At 35.7% G+C, this 25,398-nt stretch carries 16 protein-coding genes; 3 read left to right on the forward strand and 13 right to left on the reverse strand.

The features are described from left to right. Positions 1 to 71: 71 nt before the first annotated feature. Positions 72 to 1,229 carry an iron-containing alcohol dehydrogenase gene (locus tag CLU81_RS11240; RefSeq protein WP_099709881.1) on the forward strand — a complete coding sequence of 386 codons (1,158 nt, stop codon included), beginning with the start codon at positions 72 to 74 and terminating at the stop codon, positions 1,227 to 1,229. Between the two features lie 337 nt (positions 1,230 to 1,566). After that, positions 1,567 to 2,562 carry an NAD(P)H-dependent glycerol-3-phosphate dehydrogenase gene (locus CLU81_RS11245; RefSeq protein ID WP_099709882.1) on the forward strand — a complete coding sequence of 332 codons (996 nt, stop codon included), beginning with the start codon at positions 1,567 to 1,569 and terminating at the stop codon, positions 2,560 to 2,562. 160 nt (positions 2,563 to 2,722) lie between these two features. Here CLU81_RS11245 and CLU81_RS11250 read toward each other — a convergent pair whose 3' ends face one another. From CLU81_RS11250 to CLU81_RS11265, 4 genes are all read right to left on the reverse strand, one after another. Beyond that, a complete protein-coding gene (locus tag CLU81_RS11250) occupies positions 2,723 to 3,130 on the reverse strand; it encodes a hypothetical protein (protein WP_099709883.1) in 408 nt (135 codons plus the stop codon). A 76-nt stretch (positions 3,131 to 3,206) separates the two neighbouring features. Further along, complete coding sequence (pheS, locus tag CLU81_RS11255) at positions 3,207 to 4,226, reverse strand: phenylalanine--tRNA ligase subunit alpha (protein WP_099709884.1); 1,020 nt, start codon at positions 4,224 to 4,226, stop codon at positions 3,207 to 3,209. A 99-nt stretch (positions 4,227 to 4,325) separates the two neighbouring features. Continuing rightward, positions 4,326 to 4,853: a hypothetical protein gene (locus tag CLU81_RS11260; protein ID WP_099709885.1), complete on the reverse strand. Its 528-nt coding sequence runs from the start codon at positions 4,851 to 4,853 to the stop codon at positions 4,326 to 4,328. 39 nt (positions 4,854 to 4,892) lie between these two features. Further along, positions 4,893 to 5,249: a hypothetical protein gene (locus tag CLU81_RS11265; protein WP_099709886.1), complete on the reverse strand. Its 357-nt coding sequence runs from the start codon at positions 5,247 to 5,249 to the stop codon at positions 4,893 to 4,895. A 390-nt stretch (positions 5,250 to 5,639) separates the two neighbouring features. Here CLU81_RS11265 and CLU81_RS11270 point away from each other — a divergent pair, with 390 nt between their 5' ends. Continuing rightward, positions 5,640 to 6,197 (forward strand): CvpA family protein, encoded by a 558-nt coding sequence (locus CLU81_RS11270; protein ID WP_099709887.1) that lies wholly within the window; start codon positions 5,640 to 5,642, stop codon positions 6,195 to 6,197. A 260-nt stretch (positions 6,198 to 6,457) separates the two neighbouring features. On the opposite strand, the gene CLU81_RS11275 is transcribed toward CLU81_RS11270, so the two are convergent. The 9 genes from CLU81_RS11275 to CLU81_RS11315 all read right to left on the reverse strand — a co-directional run bounded on the left by CLU81_RS11275 (position 6,458) and on the right by CLU81_RS11315 (position 25,328). Beyond that, positions 6,458 to 8,803: a glycoside hydrolase N-terminal domain-containing protein gene (locus tag CLU81_RS11275; protein WP_233209691.1), complete on the reverse strand. Its 2,346-nt coding sequence runs from the start codon at positions 8,801 to 8,803 to the stop codon at positions 6,458 to 6,460. Between the two features lie 564 nt (positions 8,804 to 9,367). Next, a complete protein-coding gene (locus tag CLU81_RS11280; RefSeq protein ID WP_099709889.1) occupies positions 9,368 to 10,870 on the reverse strand; it encodes a family 43 glycosylhydrolase in 1,503 nt (500 codons plus the stop codon). Between the two features lie 7 nt (positions 10,871 to 10,877). Beyond that, the gene (locus CLU81_RS11285; protein WP_099709890.1) at positions 10,878 to 12,824 is read right to left on the reverse strand and encodes a sialate O-acetylesterase; all 1,947 of its coding nucleotides are present in this window, start codon (positions 12,822 to 12,824) and stop codon (positions 10,878 to 10,880) included. 105 nt (positions 12,825 to 12,929) lie between these two features. Next, positions 12,930 to 14,441, reverse strand: coding sequence for a cellulase family glycosylhydrolase (locus CLU81_RS11290; protein WP_099709891.1), 1,512 nt, complete (start codon positions 14,439 to 14,441; stop codon positions 12,930 to 12,932). Positions 14,442 to 14,453: 12 nt separating this feature from the next. Next, on the reverse strand, positions 14,454 to 16,703 hold the full coding sequence (locus tag CLU81_RS11295) for a glycoside hydrolase family 3 C-terminal domain-containing protein (RefSeq protein WP_099709892.1): 2,250 nt from the start codon (positions 16,701 to 16,703) through the stop codon (positions 14,454 to 14,456). 45 nt (positions 16,704 to 16,748) lie between these two features. Then, entirely contained in the window at positions 16,749 to 18,329 is a 1,581-nt protein-coding gene (locus CLU81_RS11300; protein ID WP_099709893.1) for a glycoside hydrolase, read from the reverse strand. Positions 18,330 to 18,334: 5 nt separating this feature from the next. Then, a complete protein-coding gene (locus tag CLU81_RS11305) occupies positions 18,335 to 20,491 on the reverse strand; it encodes a glycoside hydrolase family 3 C-terminal domain-containing protein (RefSeq protein WP_099709894.1) in 2,157 nt (718 codons plus the stop codon). Positions 20,492 to 20,639: 148 nt separating this feature from the next. Beyond that, the gene (locus CLU81_RS11310) at positions 20,640 to 22,646 is read right to left on the reverse strand and encodes a glycoside hydrolase family 97 protein (RefSeq protein WP_099709895.1); all 2,007 of its coding nucleotides are present in this window, start codon (positions 22,644 to 22,646) and stop codon (positions 20,640 to 20,642) included. Positions 22,647 to 22,928: 282 nt separating this feature from the next. Further along, positions 22,929 to 25,328, reverse strand: a complete 2,400-nt coding sequence (locus tag CLU81_RS11315) for an alpha-xylosidase (protein WP_099712731.1) — start codon at positions 25,326 to 25,328, stop codon at positions 22,929 to 22,931. Positions 25,329 to 25,398: the final 70 nt, after the last annotated feature.

Consider the following 25,398-nt stretch of genomic DNA (forward strand, 5'->3'; position numbering starts at 1 on the left):
CTTGCTGAATAAATTCCAAGGAAAAAACCTTAGAACCTTAGCAACTTAGTATCTCAGAAACTTTAAAAAAAATGCTAAACTTTGAATTATACAATCCGACGAATTTAATCTTCGGAAAAGGACAAATTGAAAAACTTTCGACTTTAGTACCAAAAGATGCTAAAATTTTATTGGCATATGGCGGCGGAAGTATTTTTAAAAATGGAGTACACGAACAAGTAATCAACAACTTAAAAGGTTTTGATATTGTAGAATTTGGTGGAATTGAACCAAATCCGCATTTTGAAACATTGATGAAAGCGGTTGAAGTTATCAAGGCAGAAAAAATTGATTTCATTCTTGCCGTTGGTGGAGGATCTGTAATTGATGGTGTGAAATTTATTTCGGCAGCAGTAAACTTTGACGGAAATCCGATTGATATTTTACAAAAACGTATGTTGATTAAAGAAAATGCGGTGCCTTTTGGAACTGTTTTGACTTTGCCTGCAACAGGAAGCGAAATGAATTCGGGTTCTGTAGTTACGATTAAAGCAACTCAGGAAAAACTGGCTTTTGGCGGAAGCGCATTATTCCCAAAATTCTCTATTTGTGATCCAACTGTAATTGCTTCTTTACCGAAAAGACAATTGCAAAACGGTGTTGTTGATGCTTACACACACGTAATGGAACAATATTTAACATATCCGCACGAAGGTTATTTACAAGATAGAATTGCCGAAGGGATTTTACAGACTTTAATCGAAGTTGGTCCAAGCGTTGTTGAAAACCCAACAGATTATGCTTTGGCTTCAAATTTTATGTGGAGTTGTACAATGGCTTTAAACGGATTGATTCAAAAAGGTGTTCCATCTGATTGGGCAACGCACATGATTGGTCACGAATTAACGGCTTTATACGGAATTGATCACGCCAGAACTTTGGCGATTATCGGACCAAGTTTGTATAATGTGATGTTTGAAACTAAAAAAGGAAAACTAGCACAATACGGAAGAAGAATTTTCAACCTAACGGGTTCTGATGATGAAGTTGCAAAAGAAGCGATCAACAAAACAGTAGAATTTTTCCATACTATGGGAATGGATACTAAACTTTCGCAATACACAGATGATTATTCTAAAACTGCCAATTTTATCGTGAAACGTTTCGACGAAAGAGGCTGGAAAGGTCTTGGAGAAAACCAATTGGTAACTTTAGACAAAGTAAAATCAATTGTTGAACTAAGCTACTAGTTTAAAATTTTCGGTCTCGCCTTAAATACTAAGGTTGAAAACTGTCACTAAAATATTAAAATCAAAAAAGGCGTTCTTAAGTTATTTAGGAACGCCTTTTTAAAATACTAAAACAAAACTAACTAACTCAATTCTTATTAAACTCATTTAAAATTCTAATTTATAATCAGTTACAACGTAATAGTGCAAATATTATTATATAAATAGTAAATTATTTTTTTATTATTTTAAAACTCCTTGAAAACCATTGAAATTAAAGGGGTTTTGTAAATTTCTTAAATGAGATTTTGTATTATTACTACATTATTAAGTACTTTTGTTTTAAATTATTAAAATAATGAGTGAAAATTTAAAATTTGCAGTTATTGGAGGAGGAAGCTGGGCAACGGCAATTGTAAAAATGCTATGTGTAAATCTTTCCGAAATTTCATGGTACATGCGTAACGATGCTGCAATCGAGCACATTCAGAAATACAAACACAATCCAAACTATTTAAGTTCAGTCGAATTTGACACTAACAAACTTAAATTGACCAATAATATAAATGAAGCTGTTGAGTATGCAGATTATGTAATCTTTGCTATTCCTTCTGCTTTCCTTGCTGGTGAACTTAAGAATCTGACGGTTTCATTGTCAGATAAAATTATTTTCTCTGCAATTAAAGGAATTGTTCCTGAAACCAGTTTGATCGTTGGGGAGCATTTTCATATAGAATATGACATTCCATATTACAATATTGGTGTTATTACAGGTCCTTGTCACGCTGAAGAAGTAGCGCTTGAACGACTTTCTTACTTAACAATTGCTTGTGGCGATCCTGATAAAGCCAGAGTTGTTGCCAAATCACTTTCCGGAAACTATATCAAAGCCAAGATTTCAGATGATATTATTGGTACTGAATATGCTGCAATGCTTAAAAATATTTATGCAATCGCAGCCGGAATTGCTCACGGTTTAGGTTATGGAGATAACTTTCAATCGGTAATGATGAGTAACGGAATCCGTGAAATGAAAAAATTCATTAGAAAGGTTCACAAGATGAAACGTAACATCAATGATTCTGCTTATTTGGGTGATTTATTAGTTACAGGATATTCGGTATTCTCGAGAAACAGAATGTTCGGAAACATGATTGGAAAAGGCTACACCGTAAAAAGTGCGATGATGGAAATGAGTATGGTTGCCGAAGGTTATTACGCAACAAAAAGTGCTTATAAACTAAATCAGGGTTACGGCGCAAAAACTCCTATTATTGATGCTGTTTACGCTGTATTATATGAGGGAAAAGATGCCAAATCTGTATTTAAAAAACTTACGGAGTCTCTTGATTAATTTTTTTTAGAAAATAGATTATAGAGTAAAGAAAATAGACTTCTATACTTTGAGAATATAAAAAGAGCCAAGACTAATTATTTAGATCTTGGCTCTTTCTTCTTTATTCTATTCTCTTTACTCTATAATATCTATTTTCTTTATTCTTTCTTCTAAAAAATTACTTCACCATAATTCCCTCTACAAACAAAATCGGTACTTCTTCAGTATCGTTTTCGTTGATTAGGTTTGATTTGAAGATGAATTTCTTGTCGTATAAAGTATTTCCAATGAAGAATGTTACCATGAATTCATTGTTCAAAGCCAACAAACTCTTCTCGACCATTTCGATTTTTACTACAGAAACTGCCGGAACTTCAACAAATGCGTGACGTAAAACAGATGTTTTTTTCATTTCGCCATCAATAGTTCCAAAAGCTTTTGAAACTACCATAACACTGTCTAAATTAAAGTCGCTATCGTTTACAAGATAAGCGTACCACACTTTTTCCATAAAATCGTCGCTCCATTCCTGCACTGCTGCAAGAAATACGTTTTCAACTTCGGGGATTGTTATATCTTTCTTCATATATGTCAAAAGTTTAAAAGTCAAAAGTCGAAAGTCCCATACTTTGAGACTTTCGACTTTTGACTTTTGACTAAAATTAAATATTTGCTTTAAATTGCTCTAAGAAACGAACATCATTTTCGTAAAACATACGGATATCACCAATTTGGTATAGTAACATCGCGATACGCTCTACTCCCATTCCAAAGGCAAAACCGTTGTATTCGTCAGGATTGATGTCGCAGTTTTTAAGAACGTTTGGATCAACCATTCCGCAACCACCAATTTCTAACCAACCGGTTCCTTTTGTGATACGGTAATCAGTTTCGGTTTTTAAACCCCAATAAATATCAATTTCGGCACTTGGTTCTGTAAACGGAAAGTATGACGGACGTAAACGAATCTTAGATTTTCCGAACATTTCTTTTGTAAAATAAAGTAATGTTTGTTTTAAATCTGCAAACGAAACGTCTTTGTCAATGTACAATCCTTCCACTTGATGGAAAATACAGTGCGAACGTGACGAAATTGCTTCGTTACGAAATACACGTCCCGGAGAAATAGTACGAATTGGCGGTTTGTGATTTTCCATGTAACGCACCTGAACTGATGATGTATGCGTACGCAACAACACATCAGGATTTGTCTGAATGAAAAATGTATCCTGCATATCACGCGCCGGATGGTATTCCGGTAGGTTCAATGCGGTAAAATTATGCCAATCGTCTTCGATTTCCGGACCTTCGGAAACGTTGAAACCAATGTTGGCAAAAATATCTATAATTTGATTTTTAACGATCGAAATCGGATGACGAGAACCAATAATTACCGGTTCTGCTGAACGAGTTAAATCACCAAAAACTCCTTTAATTTCTTCTTTGCTTTCCAGTTCTTCCTGAATAAGTCTAACTTTTTCTTCGGCAACTGTTTTTAAAGTATTAATTACTTGTCCAAAATCTTTTTTCTGGTCGTTCGGAATGTTTTTGAACTCTGTAAAAAGTTCTTTCAACAAACCCTTACTACCTAAATATTTAATACGGAATTGTTCTAAGGATTCTTTGTTTTTATCATTAAAGGCTTTAGCTTCCTCTATATGTTGTTTTATCTTATCTATCATTTTCCTTCAATAATTGAGAATACAAATTTACATAATTTGTTTCAAGTTTAAAGTCTAAAATTTAAAGTTTCCTTTGCAAGGTGTGATATTCCTTCACAACTATTTTATCAGACTTATTTTGCTTTCTATTTCCTGTACTTTTTTAAGCCAAAAATCTATTCCATCCTGATTCTTAACAATCTCTTTTTTAAAGTTTGCCGAAATAGTATTTAATTTCCCCCAGTTTCTTTGACTGTCTTTATCATGCTCCACTTTGGTTGTTGGTTCTATTCTGGTTCGCCAAAAATCAATATTTTTAAGGTAATTTGTTTTTAAACCCTCAAAATATTCAATTAGTTTTTCTTTAGAATTAGGAATATAACCCGGACCGCTGCAACCGCAAGAATGAAAAGTAATCCCAACAGAATATAAACTTTTCAGATGTTCCCATTTTTTTAAATCATCCTTTTTTGGTGATTCAAAATCAAGTCCCATGTTTGCCATCAAACCTTCGCATTCCGGACATTTCGCTTCCTGAACTGATTCTGCTCCTCTTTTTATATCGTTTATAAGCTTTCTTTTAAATGTTTTCCGACAATTAAAACAAGCATAATGTGGCTTATAAGCGACCATTGCATATCTACACATTTCTTTTTATCACTTTAATTGACATTCAAAACTAAAAACCTACTCGATAAGTTCTCTTTCTAAAAAGTAATTCACAATTGCTTCTTTCATCAAAACCGATTGTTCTCCTGCTTTCAATGCTGGCAATTCTTCTTTTACTTTGTAATGTGGCCAACCTTCGGCATCAAAAAAGTCGAATTCATAAAACCCGTAAGGTTCTAATAATCGACAAATAGCGATGTGCATCAGGTTTAATTTTTCATCTTTTTTGAATTCGCGGTGCACTTTTCCAAGTTCCTGCACTCCAATTAGGTAAATTATGGCATCTAAATCTAAATCTTCGCCTTGCGAAAACTGATTAGATAGTATATCGACGAGCTTTTCCCATCGCTCTTTTAGTATTGTATCTCTGGACATTTTATTTATGATTTTAGATTTTAGATCGTAGATTGCATGATTTAAAAACTAAAATCTGCAATCTGAATTCTAAAATTAGAGCTGCAAAGATACGGACTTCAAATTCAAAGACCTTAAAAAACAGAAAACTTCCATTTTATGGTGTTTAAAATGGCACGCAGATGACGCGGATTTTAACAGATTTGAGCTGATTAAAATTAATTGGCAGATTTAAAACTTAAAGCTTTCCGTTATTTATAGTCAATGATTACAGAACAAAAAATAAAATCTGCGTTAATCCGCTAAATCAGTATAATCCGTGGGCTAAAAAAACCTCTGAACCTTTGCAACTCTAAACCTCTGAACCTAAAAAAAGATATATATTTGCGCCTCAATAAAACCAAAGAAAATATGAGTTTTTTAGACATGCTTTTTGGAGCACTTTTAGCTTTTAGTTTATACAAAGGAATTAAAAACGGGCTTTTTGTGGAAGTTGCTTCCTTCATTTCGTTATTGTTGGGAATTTATATTGCGATTAAATTTTCGTCTTTAATGAAAGAAATGATCATGAAGCACGTTTCCTGGAATCCAAACACGATTCAGGTTACCGCTTTTATTCTGACTTTTATTTTGGTGGTAATTGGTGTTTACTTTCTAGCCAAAATCCTTACCGGAATTGCCGATTTTGCTTTTCTGGGCTGGGCAAATAAACTTGGTGGAGGTTTTTTCAGAATCCTAAAAACGATCTTAATCCTGAGTATTTTTATTGCGTTGTTCGAAAAAATAAACTTCAATGAAACTTTCGCAAAAAAAGAAACTTTAGATAAATCTATTTTTTATAATCCTGTAAAAAAAGTAGCTGCTTTCGTTTATCCTTCGATCGAAAAATGGTACGAAGAATTTAAAGAAAGTCGTGCAGATAAACCAAAAGAAGAAACTAAAAAAGAAGAAACTTCAGAAAGTAATTAGAAAAATCCGTTTTTATCAGCGTTTTCGCTTTAGCGAATCAGTAAAATCAGCGTCTAATTTTGACGCGGATAAAACAGATTTACTTCGTAAAAACGCGGATAAAAACGGATTTTATTTGTCAGGCTGAGCGAAGTCGAAGCCCACGTTCCAATAGAAGCGCCTTCGACTTCGCTCAGGGTGACAGTTGTTTTCATAACATATTAAACCCGACAGGTTTTAAAAACCTGTCGGGTTTAATAAAGATTAAGTTTCGAATTCTTTTACCAGTTTATTTCTAAACTTTCGCCTTTTTTTAAAGTGATAGTTTGTTTTTTATCTCCGAAAATCAAAGTTGTTTTTCCTCCAATTTTAGAAGAAACTATCGTTTTCTGCAGCTTTTTATTTTCCCAATTCATTGCGATTTCAAATCCGCCTCGAGCGCAGATTCCTTTTATCGATCCGGTTTCCCAAGCGTCTGGTAAAGCAGGTAAAAGTCGGATTTCGTTTTCGTCAGATTGTACTAACATTTCGGCAACAGCTGCGGCTCCGCCAAAGTTTCCATCAATTTGAAATGGCGGATGTGCGTCGAATAAATTCGGATAAGTTCCTCCTCCTCTTCTTGGTTTTTCAGTTTTCTTTCCGTCAGGATCCACATATCGAAGCAATTCTCTGTACATTTTATAAGCACGATTTCCGTCCCAAAGTCTAGCCCAAAGATTAATTCTCCAGCCTTTTGACCAACCGGTTGTTTCATCACCTTTTATTTCTAAAGTTTGCTTTGCAGCTTCGGCCAAATCCGGTGTTTTTAATGGCGTTATATGATCGCCGGGAAACAACCCGAATAAATGCGATTGATGGCGGTGTTTTGGATCTTCGTCATTCCAATCGAAATACCATTCTTGCAAGTTTCCTTTTTTACCAATTTGATACGGATGAAATTTAGAAAGTGCTTTTTCTAATTTTGCTCTGAAATCGGCATCAATATTTAAAACTTCTGATGCTTTGATTGTCTTTTCAAAACATTCTCTGATCATCGCCAAATCTGCGGTTCCACCATACATTGTTGCTCCAATAAAACCATCGGGCGCAATATATTTATTCTCCGGCGAAGTGGAAGGCGAAGTAATTAAATTTCCGTTTTTATCCGTGATCATCCATCCTAAAAAGAATTGCGAAGCGCCTTTCATAATTGGATATCCTTCGTTTTTCAGATATTTTTTGTCTTGCGTAAAAACATAATGTTCCCAAATATGCGTACTTAACCAAGCGCCGGATAATGGCCAACAAGCCCAACTTGGATCTTCTTTTCCGAAGTTTCCAACAGGATTCGTCATTGCCCAAATATCAGAATTATGTGCCGAAGCCCAACCTTCATTTACGCCATAAAAAGTCTTTGCGGTAACTTTTCCAGTTACTGAAAGGTTTTTGATAAAACTCAAAAGTGGCAAATGCATTTCTGAAAGATTGGTGTTTTCGGCAAGCCAATAATTTTCTTCCAAATTGATATTCATCGTATAATTACTGCTCCAAGGCGGATTTAGATATGGATTCCAAATTCCTTGTAAGTTTGCCGGAACGCCCAAAGTTCTCGAACTGCTTATTAGCAAATAACGTCCGTAATTGAAATAGAGAATCTCTAAGTTTTTATCTTCTTTTCCGTCTGAATATCTTAGTAAACGTTCATCTGTTGGTAAATCCGGCGCTGTTGTTTTTCCTAAATCTAATGAAACACGATTGTAGAATTTTTGATAATCTTTTGTATGACTTTCTTTTAATTTATCGAATGGTTGTAGAAATGCCTTATTCAGATTTTGCAATGCAATTGATACATCGTCTAAACCTTCCGTCGACGGATTTTTGTCAAAACCGTTAAAACTTGTCGCAACAGACACATAAATATAAGCTTCCGTTGCATCTTTTAAAGTTAAAGCATCTCTGGAACTTGTAATTTTTCCGTCTGTTTTTTTAACTTGAATTAAAGTAGTAAATCTTGTTCCTCTTTCTTTTACTTGTTCGTATTTTGGTAAAACTGAATATCCCGAATTTTCATGAATTGGCGCAAATCCTGTCATTACCAGAGTATTATTTCCTACTTCGATATTTGATTTTAGTAAACTTTTTAAATTAATACTAAAATTCAAACCTCCTTTTTCGCTGCTTGTCAACTTAATTACCATGATTTGGTCTGGCGCCGAAACAAAATATTCACGGGTAAATTTAATCCCGTTCATTTCATAACTCACTTTTGATACCGCATTCGAAATATCCAACTCACGATAATAATTGACTGCTTTTCCTTTCTCCGAATTATTGATTTCTAATGTTCCGAGTGGTGAATATGATTCTGAGTTTTTCCCTTCAATTTTTTTGTTTAATTCCTCGGCAAGTTTGTAATCTTCGTTTTTAAGCGCTTCGCGAATTGCAGGAATGTTTTTGTACGCTTCGGGGTTCATGTTTGCGTTTACAGGTTCTCCCGACCAAAGCGTAATGTCATTCAGATAAATTTTATCTGTGTTGGTACCGCCAAAAACGGTCGCTCCCATTTTCCCGTTTCCTAAAACTAAACTTTCTTCAAAAAAATCTGCCGGTTTATTATACCATAAAATATGACTAGATTGTGCGGTCATGTTTAAGCAGAAAGAGGTGAATAGTAAAATGAAAAATGCTTTTTTGAGGTTTTGATTCATTTTTTGTGGCGTTTTAATGTTGGTTCAGATGTTCCTATGGAACATTATTATTGGCTGTTATTATCTTATCAACGGATTTCATCCGTTGTTACCGATGAATTGTTCCTAACGGAACAACTTTGGAATATTCATTTTATCAACGGATTAAAATCCGTTGCTACAATATAGTTCGTTCCTCCGGAACTTTTAAAAGCCTTTGACTGAATTATTATGTAGTTTGTTTATAATGTCCTAACAGGTTTTTCAACCTGTTAGGTCTTCTGGATTTTACTCTGTTTGACAATTATACCTAACAGTCCCGAAGCCTCGGGACTGTTAGGATATCGAATCTCAATTTGCGCGCGTGAGGGATAGGAATAAACTACCGAAGTAGTATGTATAGCCCGACCGTATTTGCGAAAAGCGCGCATAAGCGGTTTGTTAAATTGCGCCTTTTGTAAATATGGTCACGCCCTAATAATCAACGCAACTATTATTTTGATTCTAAATATAATTCTTTAGAACTTAATTCGTCGCTTTATAAACGAAATTTTTGAACGTAACCTGACCTTCGCCCACTGAAGAAAGTCCTAATCGAAGGCTCATAAAACCGCTTAATACGTTGTGATTAAACGATGAAACTTCGGCTGAGTTTTCGATCTTGATCCAGTCTTTTCCGTCGAGGCTGTAAAACATATTTACGAGTTGTTCTTTCTTTTCGAGACGCAGCAATAAGTGGGTTTTATTGATGCCTTTTAGAGTGGGAAATTGCCATGATCGCAATATTGCCAAAACATTTTCTTTGTCGGCAGCAATTCCTGTGTAGAGTTTATTGTCATAAAAAAGAATAAGTCCTGCTGTGGCATTTCCCTCTATTTCGACTTCAACTTGGGCGGTATAAGAATGATCCGAAGGCGTACATAAAAGGGGAGAACTATTGCCAATGGAATTTCCTTTTGCTTTTATTTGAATACCGTTTGGAGTTAGCTTAAATCTTTGATCGTCATAATGGTCAAAAAACTGCCATTGCGGTTGCAGTTCTGATCCTGAAAAAGTATCTGAAAGTGTAAAATTACTTTTGGTCTCTTTTCCTGTCGGTTTTTTTATTGGTTCATCGGTTTTTATATTTTCCGGGCTTTTAAACCAACCATCGTTTGTCCATTCTACAGGTTGCAAAAGCGTTTGGCGTCCCATGTTATAATAGCCGTTTTCGTAACCGTGAAAAACCATCCACCATTTTCCGTTAACATCGTCGATTAATGTTGCGTGTCCTTTTGACCACCATTTTTCTGAACGATCATTGGTTCTTAAAATTGGATTGTACGGTGAGTTTTCCCAAGGTCCTAACGGCGATTTCGATCTTGCCGAAATAACCATATGACTTGTTGCCGGACCAGCGGTTCCGCCTTCCGCAACGGTTAGATAATAGTAATTTCCGTGTTTTAGGACTTTTGGACCTTCCATACAAAAACATTCTATAGACCATTCTGAAGGAATTTTCCAGCCATCATAAACATGTTTGCTTGCGCCGGAAACTGAAAGTCCGTCTTTAGACAATGGCACATAATCGCCATTGCTAAAGTACAAATATCGATTGCCTTTGTCATCTGCAAAATGTCCCGGATCGATATTACCAATTTTTAAATCTACGGGATCACTCCAAGGTCCGTTGATATTGTCTGCCGATACTACATAATTGGTTTCGTTTGCCGGAAAATAGATGTAAAATCTATTGTTAAATTTTACTAAATCCGGTGCCCAAACTGAACCAACACTTTTTTTAAGTGCATGTGTTACAGGTTTCCAGTTTACCAAATCTTTTGAAGTCCAGATTAATAATCCGGGATAATAATTAAAGGAAGAATGTACAATATAATAATCTTCGCCGTCTCTAATAATCGATGGATCTGGATAATCCCCCGCAAATATTGGGTTTTGATACGAGTCAGTACCAACTTTTGCTTTTTGCTGTTGTGCATTAAGCGTAAGCGAAAAAACATATACAAATAAGAAAACTATCTTTTTCATAATTAAATTATTTGCTGACTTTGTAAGTTTCGTTTGCTGTAATCATTTCCCAATTATCGGTTCTAAAAGGCGACGCAGGAAATTTTTCTTTGTTGTAAAGATTGATTTCGGTATCATCGTCTGCCCAACCGTAATGAATGGCAATTGGATTTTTTACTTCGCTGCTTGAAACGATTATTTTATTGTCTTTTATTATCGCTTTCGCGGAATGAAAAACTTTGTCAGCACCAGCAATTTCGAATCCTTTCACGTTTTCTGTATTATCTGAGCTTGATAATCCTGAACCAATATTCTCGAAAGTCAGAATGATTTGGTTTCCTTTTATTTCCTGAGATTTAAAAGTTGGTCCGCTGTAAACTTGTTTTTTGCCATAAACATTATTCAGCGCGATTGCCGCCAAACGTAAACCAACATCTTTTTTATTGGTTGGATGAATGTCTTTTGCATTTCCGATATCTGTCGTAACTGCCATTCCGGTGTTTGGTAATTTTAGTGTTTCAAGTTGTGCTTCGCGAAGTTCTGCCCAACGACTTCCTGTTTTACTATTGCCATTGAATTCATTGAAAGTCGACAATTGTACAAAATAGAACGGAAAATTACCTTGTTTCCATTTTGTGCGCCAATCTGTAATCATCAACGGAAATGCTTTTTTATACTGTTTTGCTCTCCAAACATTGGCTTCGCCCTGATACCATAAAACGCCTTCGATCGCATACGGAATCAACGGATTTACCATTGCATTATATAATAATGACGGATAACTATTTGGCGATAATGATGTTTTTACAACGATAACTTTGTATTTCCATTTTCCGTCTAGCGGAATAATTTTGCTTCCTAAAGTTAATTTTAAATCTGCTGAATCTCCGTAGATTCCGCCACCGCCGCTATTGTCTACAATTCTTACAGCAATAATATTTGTACCTTCTTTTAATACATTTGCCGGAATTTCGTAAACACGTTTTGCATCCCATTGGGTGTTTTTACCAACTTCGATTCCATTGACATAAGTAATATCTTCGTCATCGATTTTGGCAAGACTTAAAGTTGCTTTGTTTTTAATATCTTCTGCTGAAAGTATTATGGTTTTTCGCATCCAAACTACTCCGTCTAAATCTCCTAAAGGTTGATTTTCCCATAAACTTGGCGTATTTAATTCTCCCCAACTTTTATCATTAAACTCGGTTTCTTTAAAAGTAGTTTCATTGGCGGTACTTACTTCTGTTCCCTGAATTTTCTCCACTCTTTCACGCATTCTTAAAGCGTATAATTTCGAAATAGAATCCATATTCAAAGTGGGAACATCGGCAATCATTGTTTTGAAATCATCACTTTTTTGAAATGCTTCACGGCTTGTCCAAGTTTCGACACAAGTTCCGCCCCAAGATGTATTGATTATTCCAATTGGAATTTTTAATTCAGCGTATAATTTCTTGGCAAAAAAGAAACCGACTGCTGTAAAATCACGCACGTTTTCTTTGTTGGCAACTAACCATTTTCCTGCTTTTAAATCTTCTTTAGGTAATCCGCTTAAATCTTGTGCAACGCCAAAATGACGAATCATTGGATAATCAGCATCTGCTATTTCTTTTTCGGAATTCAAGTTTTTATACATCTGAAATTCCATGTTTGATTGTCCGCTGCAAATCCAGACTTCGCCAACCAAAACATCTTTTATGACAATTTTATTTTTTCCGATAATAATCAGTTCAAATGGTCCACCCGCTTTTTCGGCAGAAAGTTTAAGCATCCATTTTCCGTTTTTATCGGCTTGAACTGTTTTTATTTGTTTGTTAAAATGAAATGCTACTTTTTCATTGGCATCAGCCCAACCCCAAACCGGAATTTCTTTGTTGCGCTGTAAAACCATTCCGTCAGAAAACAACAAAGGCATTTTGACATTTGCATTTGCAATGCTACCGAATAGTAAAAAAAGAAAGATTATTTTTTTCATTGTGTTTGTTGTTTAAACCATATAAGTGATATAAGTTAATATAAGCATTACATGTATTTTGTACTTATATTTTCTTATATCACTTATATGGTAAATGTTATTTTTTTACTGTAATCCTTCGATCATTGCATTTAATGCTTGTGTATCGGAAACAGTATTATTGGTTCTGTTTATGATTCCAAAACTATTGTCACCAAGGCTTCCTTCATCCCAATAAAAAGGCAATAAACCATTTGCTTTGGCTTGTTTTACGACCGTTTTTAGATAATAAGCTCTTGAATTTAAATGTAATGTTAATGCATCTCCGGTTAAGCTTGTGCGACGAATTGCTCCAAACTCTCCTAACAAAACCGGAATTCCTTTATCGACAAATTGGGTTTTCATTAATTTAAAGTTTTTCTCTAAATCCGCTTCTTCTCCATAAGTTGGATTTCTATCAAGATCTGTTGTCGAGTGATAATTTGCGCCCCAGTAATAGAACATTTTCCCCCATGATTCGTCTTTGGTTAAACCTGCAAAATTCCACGGAGCGTAATAATGTACTTCGACCATCATACGGTTTGTTGCTGTATCTGTAGGCAAAGTGGTCATTAATTTATTTGTTTTTTCGATATCAGTTGTTGGTCCCTGAACTACTAATGTTCTGTAGGCATTTTTACCTCCGGTCGAACGAACAGCGTCGATAAATGTTTGGTGATATGAAGTTAAAACTGCCATTTGTGTTGCATCTTCAACCGCTGGTTCGTTTGCACTTGCAAAAAGTAAATGCTCGTCAAAACCTCTTAAATGTGTTGCAATTTGTTCCCAGAATGCTTTTTGTTTGGCGTTGTTTTCTACTTTTTTAGCTTCGGTAATATTGTTTTCTAACCAGCCACCGTCCCAGTGGATATTTACGACAACATACATATTATTATCTACACAATATTGAACTACTTCTTTTACTCTGTTTAGCCAATCGGTTTTAATTTTGGCTGTAGCCGAATTTTCTAAATATTGATTCCAAGAACACGGAATTCTAATGGCATTAAATCCACTTGCTTTAACGGCATCAATCAATGCTTTTGTAACTTTTGGATTTCCCCAAGCGGTTTCACTTCCGGTTGCTTCCATCGTATTTCCAATATTCCATCCTAGTTTTATTTTTGCCGCCAATTCTACAGCAGAACTTGACATTCCTGAATTATCCGCAGCAATTGGGTTTGTGTTATAACTTGGATACAAACCTGCAACGGGAGCTCCGCCTGCTTGCGAAACTGAAATTTGTATTGATGCAGCTTCAGGTGAACTTAGCGTTAAAGTAGCAGTCCTAGCTTCGGCAGCTGTATTCTCAGAAGCTGTTATTTTTACGATAACGGTTCCTGTAACTCCTGCTGATTGGCTTAATTGTAACCAACTTGTATTTGAACTGGTAATTGTCCAGGCATTGACACTTGCAGCAACTTTGACAACTGCATCGCCGCCTTTGTTTACAATATCAATTTTATTAGTATCCACAGTCAGCGTTTTTCCAGCTGACTTTGTATCTTCTGTATCTTTTTCAGAACTGCAGGCCAAAAGGCTAAAAAAACACAAGCACAAAATGGTACTAAGCAGATAATTATTTACAAAATTTTTCATTTGATTTAGTTTTTACTTGATTGTTACTGAGATTTCTTTTTTGATATCTCTTGAAGAATTTCCTAATTTCAGCGTGTATTTTCCTGGCTCAATTGTCCATTTTTTAGCCGTTACATCGTAATACGCTAATTCTTTTACCGGAATTTTTATTGTTACTGTGTTTGAACTTCCTGCTTTTACCAATGTTTTTTGGAATCCTTTTAGTTCTTGTGCAGCACGGGTTATTTTTGAATCTGATTTTGAAGTGTACAATTGAACTACTTCTTTTCCATCAACTTTTCCTGTGTTTTTAACGTCTACAGAAACTGAAATTGTTTCGTTTTGTGCGTATGAAGCTTTATCAGATTTTGCATTGTCAAAAGCAAAAGTCGTATATGATAATCCGTATCCAAAAGGATATAATGGTGCAATATTTTTAGTGTCAAACCAACGATATCCTATCAAAATTCCTTCGGCATAGTTTACTGTTTTTCCTCCAGGGAAACTGTTTGTTGCATGTGCAGGAGAATCCATAATATTTTTTGGCATTGTCCAAGGTAATTTTCCTGACGGATTTACTTTTCCTAAAATTACATCAGCTAAAGCGTTTCCTCCTTCTGAACCATTAAACCAACTCCAAACTAATGCCGAAGTTTTTTTACTTACTGCATCAATATCAAATGGCGCTCCGGCAATCATAACTACAATTGTTCTTGGATTTACTGCCAATACTTTCTGAATTAATTCTTCTTGTCCAAATGGTAATTTTAAGTTTCTTCTGTCCGAAGCTTCTGTTTCATAATCACGATTTGAACCCGCAAAAATGATCGCAACATCTGATTTTTTAGCTGCTTCTACAGCTTCTAATACTTTTGCAGGATCTAATTGATCGATTGTTACGGGACCATTTAAAGTTATATCTCCTAATTTCCCTTTGTTCTTAACATCGTAACGCTCCAAATATCCTTCGGCGTAATTGATTTTTATTGACGATGGCAATCTGTTTTTTAAACCTTCAAGTGGCGTAATTTCTCTTTTGGTTTTTACTCCTGCACCAAATCCGCCAAGAGCATTTTTCTTTGTTGCGTTGTTTCCAATTACAGCAATAGATTTTACTCCGTCTAATTTTAATGGCAATGCATTGTTTTCATTTTTCAATAAAACGATGTCTTCTGTTGCAATTTTATAGGCATCCTGATAATGTGCTTCAGTCGAAATACTTCCTTTTACACGGTCTTTGCTTTGGCTTCCCATTGCTTTTACCTGAAATAAAGTGCGTAAAATTCTTTTTACATGTTTGTCTAATTCTGCTTCTGAAATTTCTTTGTTTTTGGCAGCAGCAATTAATTTATCGGCAAGAAAAAATTCGTTGAATGGTTTTGGAGTTCCCATTTCGATATCCAAACCACTTTCCAGAGATTTTACTGTAGAATGTACAGCAGCCCAATCTGAAACTACAACGCCTTTGAATCCCCATTCGTCACGAAGGATTTTATTTAGCATATAATCGTTTTCACATAAATATTCGCCTCTGAACTTATTGTAAGCGCCCATAACTGCATAAGCATGCGCTTCTTTTATCGATGCTTCGAATGCCGGCAAATAAATTTCACGAAGTGTACGTTCATCAATTTGAACGTCTACAAAATCACGATTTGTTTCCTGATTGTTGGCAGCAAAATGTTTTACGCAAGCCATAACATCATTGTCTTGTAAACCAACAATTAATGGCACTGCAATTTTTTTATTCAAAAACGGATCTTCAGACATGTATTCATAAGTACGTCCGCCAAGTGGAGTTCTCACCATATTAATTGCCGGCGAAAGCAACATATCTTTGTCACGCGCACGTAATTCCTGACCAACGCTGTTTCCAAAAGTATAGGCCATTTCAGCATTCCAGGTTGCCGCCAAACCTCCGCCTGCCGGATAATAGGTTGCAAAATCATTGGTTAATCCTGCCGGAGCCCAATTGTCACGCGAGATTTCTTCACGAACTCCTAAAGGTCCATCTGCCATTTTTAATTCAGGGATTCCTAAACGTTTTACACCGCCGGAAGTAAACATACTATTACCGTGCAACATTCCAATTTTCTCTTCCAATGTCATTTGAGAAACCAACTTTTCGATTTCTGCGTCGTATTCTGAACCTATTTCTTTTCCTTGATATTCTTTCTGAACTGAATTTTCAGCATCAGAAACTGTACTTTGAGCGTCTTTTTTACAAGAAGTAAACGCTGCAAAAGCCAATGCTACTGAGAGGTATATAATTTTGTTTTTCATGCTTAATAAATTTATTTTTAGTTTTTGATAGTTCTTTTTAGAGGTTTATTGTTTTACAAAATTGAATAAGACAACATCATTTTCATTGATTTTATAGTCTTTGCTAAAAGTTCCGTTTGCGTTAATAGTTACTTTTTCTGTTGCGATCAAATCACCGTTATTCTTTTCTTTGATACTTTTTACTTGTTCTTTTGTTAGCTGACTTGGTTTTCCCAAAGCTAAATAATCGGCGTAAGCGTCATTAATTTTATAACCGACTTTGTAGATTTCTAAATAGTACTTTCCTTTTTGTAAACCTGCAACTTCAATTTTTACAGTTCCTTTTGGTTTAGACGGTAAATCCTGAATATAATAGCTTTGATTATTTACAGAATCTCCCGGATGTGTGTTCGTAAAATCCCAAAATAACAACTGAACATTTCCTTTTGAATTTTTAGTTGCCCAAGAAGAAGTATCTTTATTTTGAAGTTCTGTTTCACCTAATTTATTCAAAAATGAATACGAGAAATAAGCCGGTTTTTTAATTCCTTGCGTATTCAATAATCCGAAACCTCCGTGAAAAGGTGTAAATCTTGGACCTGCTTCTTCAAAAATATCGGTGAAAACCCAATACGACATTGAGTTTGCGGCGTTGCCAACTTGTTTTAATTTTTGAAGAATATAAGCTGCGGAATGATAACTATCGTGAACAGGATCTGCGGGAGTATAAGATGTGCTCCATTCGGTATAATGCAATTCAAGATTTGGCTTAGCCGAATTTGAAATTTGTTTGCGTGAATTTATAACATCGCCACTAATACTCGATTCTTCTTTATTAAGAACGGTTCCCGATGTTCCAAATTCGTCCAGAAAACCTTGTTTTACTCCGTAAGTATGTGTAGAAATAAAATCTAACGGAACATTATTTTTAGCACAAAAATCTATTGTTTCCGGAACCCAAGCTGCTCCGGCTGTTGCTGGTCCGCCAACTTTATACGCTGGATTTACGCTTTTTATTCCGCGAGCTGCGTATTCATATAATTTAAAATATTCTTGCTGTGTTCCTGTCCAGAAACCCGGAGATAGATTTGGTTCGTTCCAAACTTCAAAATACCATGTTTTTACTTCTTCAGTTCCGTAACGTTCTGTAAAATGCTGGGTTAAATTCCGAATTAAATCTTCCCATTTTTTATAATCTTTTGGCGGAGTTACATTTCCTTTCCACCAAAAAATAGTTTGATTTCCACTTGCTAAAGCTGATGGCATAAAACCTAATTCGACAAAAGGTTTCATTTTTATGCTGATTAGAAAATCATACAAAGCATCAATATATTGGTAATTATATTCTGGATTTCCTTTTGAATCTTCGCGATAAACCGCCATATCATCAGATAATAAACCGTGCATTCTGATGTATTTAAAATCGCATTCTTTTTTGGTCATTGCCAATTGTTGTTGCCAATCGGCGCGTAAACCTTCGTTTGCTCTTCCGGCGCCAATACATTCTTTGAACATTGTGTTTAATGCGCCTGAAGTTTTGTTATAATCTACTTTTATGATTCGATTTTCAGCATTAGTATTTTGTCCAAACAATTTGATATTGATTAGACTTAGCAAAATAAATAGTAGGATTAAATTTCTTTTCATGGTAATTATTTCACGTTTATTTTCTTGTTCAGAAGAATATTATCTGAAGCATTTCCGATCTGAATTTCAATTGTATTATTCTCTAATTCAAATTGTTGTTTGGCTGTATTCCAATATTCTAAATCTTTTGCTTTTAAAATTAAAGAAACGTTCTTGGTTTCTCCGGCTTTAAAGAAAACTCTCTGAAATGCTTTTAGTTCTTTTTCAGGACGTTCTACTTTTGAATTTAATTGTTTTACATACAATTGAATCACTTCGTCTCCGTCTTTATTTCCAGTATTGGTAATAGAAACCGCGACTTTTACTTCTGCATTTTTAGTGATTGTTTCTGAATTGGTTTCAATTGAATTGTATTTGAAAGTGGTATAACTCAATCCGTGGCCAAAAGCATATAATGGTTTTCCTTTGAAATACATATAAGTTCTGCCATTTCGAATATTATAATCTAATAATTCCGGCAAATCTGTAATTTCCTTAACCCAAGTTTGCGTCAATCTTCCGGCTGGATTATAATCTCCAAATAAAACATCGGCTAAAGCTGTTCCTGTTTCCTGGCTATTTTGCGCCATATGTAAAATTGCGGGAACGTGTTCTTGCGTCCAGTTTATCGCATATGGAAAACTGCTAATCAAAGCAACAACAGTTTTAGGATTTGCTTGATACACCACTTTAATTAAATCTTCTTGTTCCAAAGTCAGCGATTGGCGATCGACGGCTTCTTTACCTTCACTCGGAACAGGACAATTTGCCCAACCTGCATCACAAACCGGATGGTTTCCGACAATAACAATTACAACATCTGCTTTTTTGGCTATTTCAGCTGCTTTTCCGTCGATGTTGTTTTTAGCGTAAAGAATTTCGACATTGTCTCCCAATTTATTTTTAATTCCCTGCAAAGGTGTAATTGTATAAGGCGGAGTTCCGCTGTACCAATCCAGAAGTACTTGATCTGCGCGCGGTCCGATTACGGCAATTGTTTTTAATTTATCCTTTTGTAAAGGCAATAATCCATTCTCATTTTTAAGTAGAACAATCGATTTTTGAGTTGCTTCGAGAGCTATTTTTTTATGCGCTTCGGTTTCCCACGGATCAATTGTGTCTTTTCCTGTTCCAATTTTCGAATATGGATTTTCATCTGAATTATCCAACATTCCAAGTTTAATCATCACTCTGTAATCACCGCGAATAACGGCATCAATATCTTTTTCTTTTAAATATCCGTGCGAAAGCGCTCCATAAATACCTTCAGTATATTCATCCAAAAACTGATTGATTCCTGCTTTTATAGCTGCGGCAGCACCAAGAAATTGATCTGCGTAATATTTATGATCTGAAAGCAACAATCTGAATGCGCCTCCATCTGTGCAGATAATTCCGTTTTGTCCCCATTCTTTTTGGGTAATGTCTTTTAGCATCGGGTGAACCATTGCCGGAATCCCGTTTACTTTATTATATGAAGCCATATACGCACGAGAACCTCCTTCGACAACGCCCATCTGAAAAGGTAAAGAATAATATTCTCTCCAAAGCCTTTCATCAAAATCAGATGATGTATAAGTTCTGCCATCTTCATTGCTATTGGCTAGAAAATGCTTCATTAACGAAGCCGTTTGCCAATATTTTGGATTATTTCCCTGCAATCCTTTTACAAAAGCAACGGTCATTTTTCCGTTAAAAAAAGCATCTTCTCCGTAACTTTCTTCGGTACGTCCCCAACGCGGATCTCTTGCAATATCTGCATTTGGAGCACGAACGACTAATCCGCCGCGATGGTATTTCTGAAATGCATAACGCGTTTCATATCCTTCGACTTGTGCAACTTTTTGAAGTAATTCAACATCCCATGTTTCTCCCAAACCGTAAGCCTGAGGGAAAGTAGTTGTTGTAACGGGTTGTTTGTTTTTTCCGCCCCATTCTCCCGGTCCGCCAAGTGCCAAACCGTGCAATCCTTCTACATGACCTGTTCCCACAACGCCCAATCTTTTTACAGATGGATTTGTGCTTAAAGCCTGAACTTTCTCGTCAAGCGTCATCAACGATAACAAATTATCAATACGCTTTTCAGTATCTAATTTAGGATCCTGAAAAGGATATTGCTTTTGCTGCGACAACACCAAATTGATCGACAAAATAAAAACGATATGCAGAATGAGGTTTTTCATTTAAAAAAATTGTGGTTATTTAGTAAAGGCGCACAGCAGTGCGTCTCTGTCTAAAATTTTTATAAATTCTATTTTTTAATCTAATCGTTGTGTTAAGAATATATACCTAACAGTCCCGAAGCCTCGGGACTGTTAGGATATCAATCTTTTATAGCTTTTTAAATCTAATTGCTGTTCCTCCTGCTCCGCCTAAATGTAATTTAAGTGAATCTGAAGCTTTTACTGTTTTCTTAGAAATCGCTACTGCAGATGGATTGTGTGTTTCGTCAGTTCCTTCGGCGTCAGCATAAATCTGTGCTTCATAAGTAGCTTTTGGATCTAAGAATGATAAAGAAACATTTACGTCTCTTGCGTTTTCATTTGTGATTGTTCCTAAATACCAATCGGCGCTGTTTCTGTCTTTACGAGCTGTTGTGATGTATTCTCCAATTTTTCCGTCTAACACTTTTGTGTCTTCCCAATCTGTTGGAACATCTTTTAAGAATTGTAATGCCGGTTTTCCTTCGTAGTTTTCAGGAAGATCTGCCATCATTTGGATTGGTGCATAAATCGTAACGTACAATGCTAATTGTTGCGCTGTTGTTCCGTGTACTCTTTTCCCCGGGTATCCTTGTTTTACCTCAACATCAAAAATTCCCGGTGTAAAATCCATTGGTCCGGAAAGTAATCTTGTAAACGGAAGAATCGTTAAGTGATTTGGCGGATTTCCTTCGCTCCAAGCGTTATATTCTTGTCCGCGTGCTGCTTCTCTCGAAACCATGTTTGGAAAAGTTCTGCGTTCTCCAGTATCTTTTATAGATTCGTGGTATAAAACGGCTAAATCATATTGCGCTGCTTTTTCAAGAATATATCTGAAATAATTTACTCCAAATTGTCCGAAGTGCATTTCTTTCATGTTCAATTTAGAACCTACGTGTCCAATTTTTACGGAATGCATTCCTAACTTTTTGTACAATGCAAAACCTTCGTCAACTTCTTTTAAATAGTTAATTAAGTTTGATCCTGTTTCGTGATATCCAATAAGTGCAACGCCTTTTTTGTTTCCGTATTCAACTACTTTTTCTAAGTCGAAATTGTCTGCACTTTTCGTGAAGCTAAACATATGCATATGATTTTCATACCATTGTGGCGTCCAGCCTTTGTTCCAGCCTTCGATCAATAAATGATGAAATCCTTCTTTTGCTGTAAAATCAATATATTCTTCCGCGTGTTTGGTTGTTGCGCCTTGTTTGTCGCTTTCCCAAAAAGTATATTTTCCAATGTGCATTCCCCACCAAATTCCGAAGTATTTATATGGTTTGAAATAACTTGTTGTATTTTTTAATTTGTTTGGTTCGTTTAGATTTAAAATCAAATAAGAGGTAATTAAATCTGCTGGTTTCTCTCCAATTTGAAGCGTTCTCCATGAAGATGTGAAAGTATCTTTTACACGAACTTTTACACCATCTGACCACGGCACCAAATCAGATTTTAGTTGCGTTCCGGTTGTGTTTACCAAAGTCATACTTGCAAAATCTACCAAATTTGCTTCGTGAAAACTCAATGCTAATCCGCTTTTGCTTTCGATTGTAAGCGGCGTCAAAACGGTATCAAGTGTACTTACGGGCGCATCTTTAAAAAGATATTCGTCACGGTTTTCTCTGTTTGCCGGAATCCACCACGCTTTTCCATCTTCTTTTAAATTAAAAGTCGTTTTTTCATCCATAATGAAAATACTGTCTTTTACACTTTGTTTTGGATATACATATCTAAAAGCAATTCCGTCATCGAAAGCACGAAATTGAATTTCCAACTTGCGTTTGTTTCCTGCTTTTTGCTGTAATTGAACCGAAAGCTGATTGTAATGATTTCTGATGTTTTTCTTTTCTCCCCAAACTTGTTCCCAGGTTTCATCAAAAGTGGAATTTTTCACACTTTTAATTTCGAAATCAGAACTTAAGTTTTCATTTCCTTTTAATAAAAACCCCATATCTGATGGCGTTATCACTTCGGTTTTTCCCTGTGAGACAGCATATTTTGGAGCATTTTTTACTAATTCGAATTTAATTTTGTTTTGCCCGTTTGGCGATGCCAATTCATAAGCATTTTTATTTTTCTGACTGTATCCAATCGAAACTGAAAGGATTAAAGCGGGAAGAATGAGGTAATTTTTCATGATATTTTTCTTAATTCATTTTTATTAAATCGGGTGTTGCTTATGAGACTTCACCCGATTTAGAAACTCAACAAAAACTTATTTTTATCCTTTTGGGATTATTTTTTGCCACCGATTAAAAGATTCCAAAAGATTTTTCTAACTAATTAACCATGATATAATCCATTAGAATCCTTTAAATCTGTGGCATATATTTTTCTAATCTTTGACTAATTTTTCTCTCGCAGATTTGGCAGATTGAGCGGATTTTTAATTTTTAATTCTCAATTTTTAATTCTTTCTTTATTTTATCCACTCTGTTTTAAGAGTCGTTTTTCCTTGTAACGGGTTTGAAACTACGTCAAAATTGTTTCCGGATTTTGTAACTTTTACTTCTTTTACTGAATCTCCGTCTGGTAAAAATACTTTGGCTGTAGCCGAAGTTGTTTTGTCACTTGCATATACTTTTAATGTCAATTTACTCCAATCCATATCTTTTGTAGATTGTGCCAAAGCGATGTGTGGCAATGCGGTTCCGTCTTTTACTAAAACTACGATTGGCACTTCGCCAGCTTTGATTTTATGCCATCCGGATTGGTACACTTTTTTGGTTTGATAATCAATCCATGTTCCTTCCGGAAGGTAAACGTCTCTTTCTGTAACTTCTTCAAAAAGTGGTGCAACCAACATACTTGATCCAAATAAATATTCATTGTCCACCAACCAAGCGCCCGGATCATTTGGATATTCTACAAATAATGCACGCATCATAGGTAATCCTTTTTGTGAACTTTCTTTCGCTTGAGCGTAGATATATGGCATTAATTCGTAACGCATATTATCTGCTTTTCTAAATCCTTCAAGGAAATCTTTGCTGTACAACCAAGGTTCGCGCGGAGGTTCTCCGTGGCTTCTTACGTGCGAAGTAAACATCCCGAAAGGTGCCCATCTTCTGTATAAATTCTCCGGTGATTTCGTTGCAAATCCTCCTACGTCATGACTCCAGAAACTGAATCCGCTTAATCCTAATGAAAGTCCGCCACGTAATTCTGCCGACATTGCTCCATTTGAAGTTTCTGCATCTCCGCCCCAATGCAATGGATAACGTTGAGATCCTGCCCAAGTACTTCTTGCCCAGATTAAAGTGTATCCTTTTTCTTTCTGAGTAATTTCGGCTACAGCCTTGTTGTATCTTAACGGATATAAATTGTGTTCGTAAAAACCTGTTCTTCCTGAATGGTAAATTCCGTCTGGCGGAGCTGCTTCTCCAAAATCTACTTTGAAAACCGAAACGCCTTGGTCGAATAAATGTTTCAGTTTTGCCTGATACCAAGTTACAGTTTCAGGATTTGAGAAATCAAGAACGGCATCTTCATACGGAAGATTTCCTTTGCGATCTCTTACGGCTAAATTCTTATCCATGATTTCGTTGAACAACGTATTCTTTGGTGAGAAATACGGCAATTGCCATAAACAAACATGAAATCCATCGTCTTTTAAATCTGACATCATTTTTTCGGCATCCGGGAAACGTGCTTTTGCAAACTCATAATTGTTTCTCCAATCTACATCAAACCAACCGGTATCAAAGTGAATTACATCTGTTGGAATTTTATATTTGCGCAAATCTTTTGCTACTTCTCTTCCTTCTTTTTCAGAAAAATAAGTGATTCGGCTCATCCAGAAACCAAATGACCAAAGTGGTGGCATTGCAGCTTTTCCGGTTAAATCTGTGTATTGATCTAAAACGTCTTTTGGTTCTCCGATAAAGAAAAACAAATCGGCTTCGTCATCGCCAATATACATTTCGTTTGCACTTGAATAATATCTTCCAAAGTCAACTGTAATTGGTGTCGAATGGTGCATGAAAACTCCGTAACCGCGGCTGCTCATATAAAATGGAACGGGTTTGTACATCGTTTCATTCTGAATTCCGTTTGCGTCATCGGTCCATAAAACTACTTTTTGTCCGCGTTTGTTGAATTGTGTGAATGATTCTCCACAACCAAATATTTTCTCATCCGGTTCTAAGCTAAAAGCCGCGCCCATACTTCTTGAATAATCGCTATTTCTGCGTACATACGAGAACGGAAGTGTTGGTGTATAAGTGTTTTTAAAATCTGAATCGTGAAGTGTGCTTGTCAGTAATTTTCCGGTTTCATCGTAAATTTTTACGTGCCACGGTTTTGTCAAAATTTCTACTCTTCCGTGTTTGCTTGTATAACTGTGACCGCCTTCTATTTTAGAATATTTCCATAATTCAGGATGATTTGGCGCAACGCCATTAATCAACATTAAGGATTCTTTTTCAGGATGAAATTGTGGTCCTGAAGTCGTTTTAATTCGGATAGTTCTGTCTGAAACAAACTGAATCTGAAACGGTAATTCTGGTGAAGCCTGATATTCTGTTGTTGGAAATTCGTTTGCTTCAACAACATCTGGTTTCATCATCATATTGTTGAAAGCCTGACGCGTTTTATAATTATATCTCAGATATTTTATGGTTCCTTTTCCTGTTGCAGGATCAAAATTTGTCAATTCATCGGCAAAATAAAAGGTGTTCAGATAATTCTGAAAATCCTTGCTGATATCTATCGGAGCATTTAGCACATCTGCGTTCTGAATTTGTGCCGATACTTTTGGCGTCAAAACAAATCCAAGCATGAAAGCTGAAAACAATGTGGTTAGTTGTGAGTTTTTCATTAGTTTAGTTTTTGTATTTCCTTCCTGCAAGGTTTTTTTCAACCTTGTAGGTTTTATATTGATGATGTAA

The sequence above is a fragment of the Flavobacterium sp. 9 genome (assembly GCF_002754195.1).
Lineage (GTDB): Bacteria > Bacteroidota > Bacteroidia > Flavobacteriales > Flavobacteriaceae > Flavobacterium.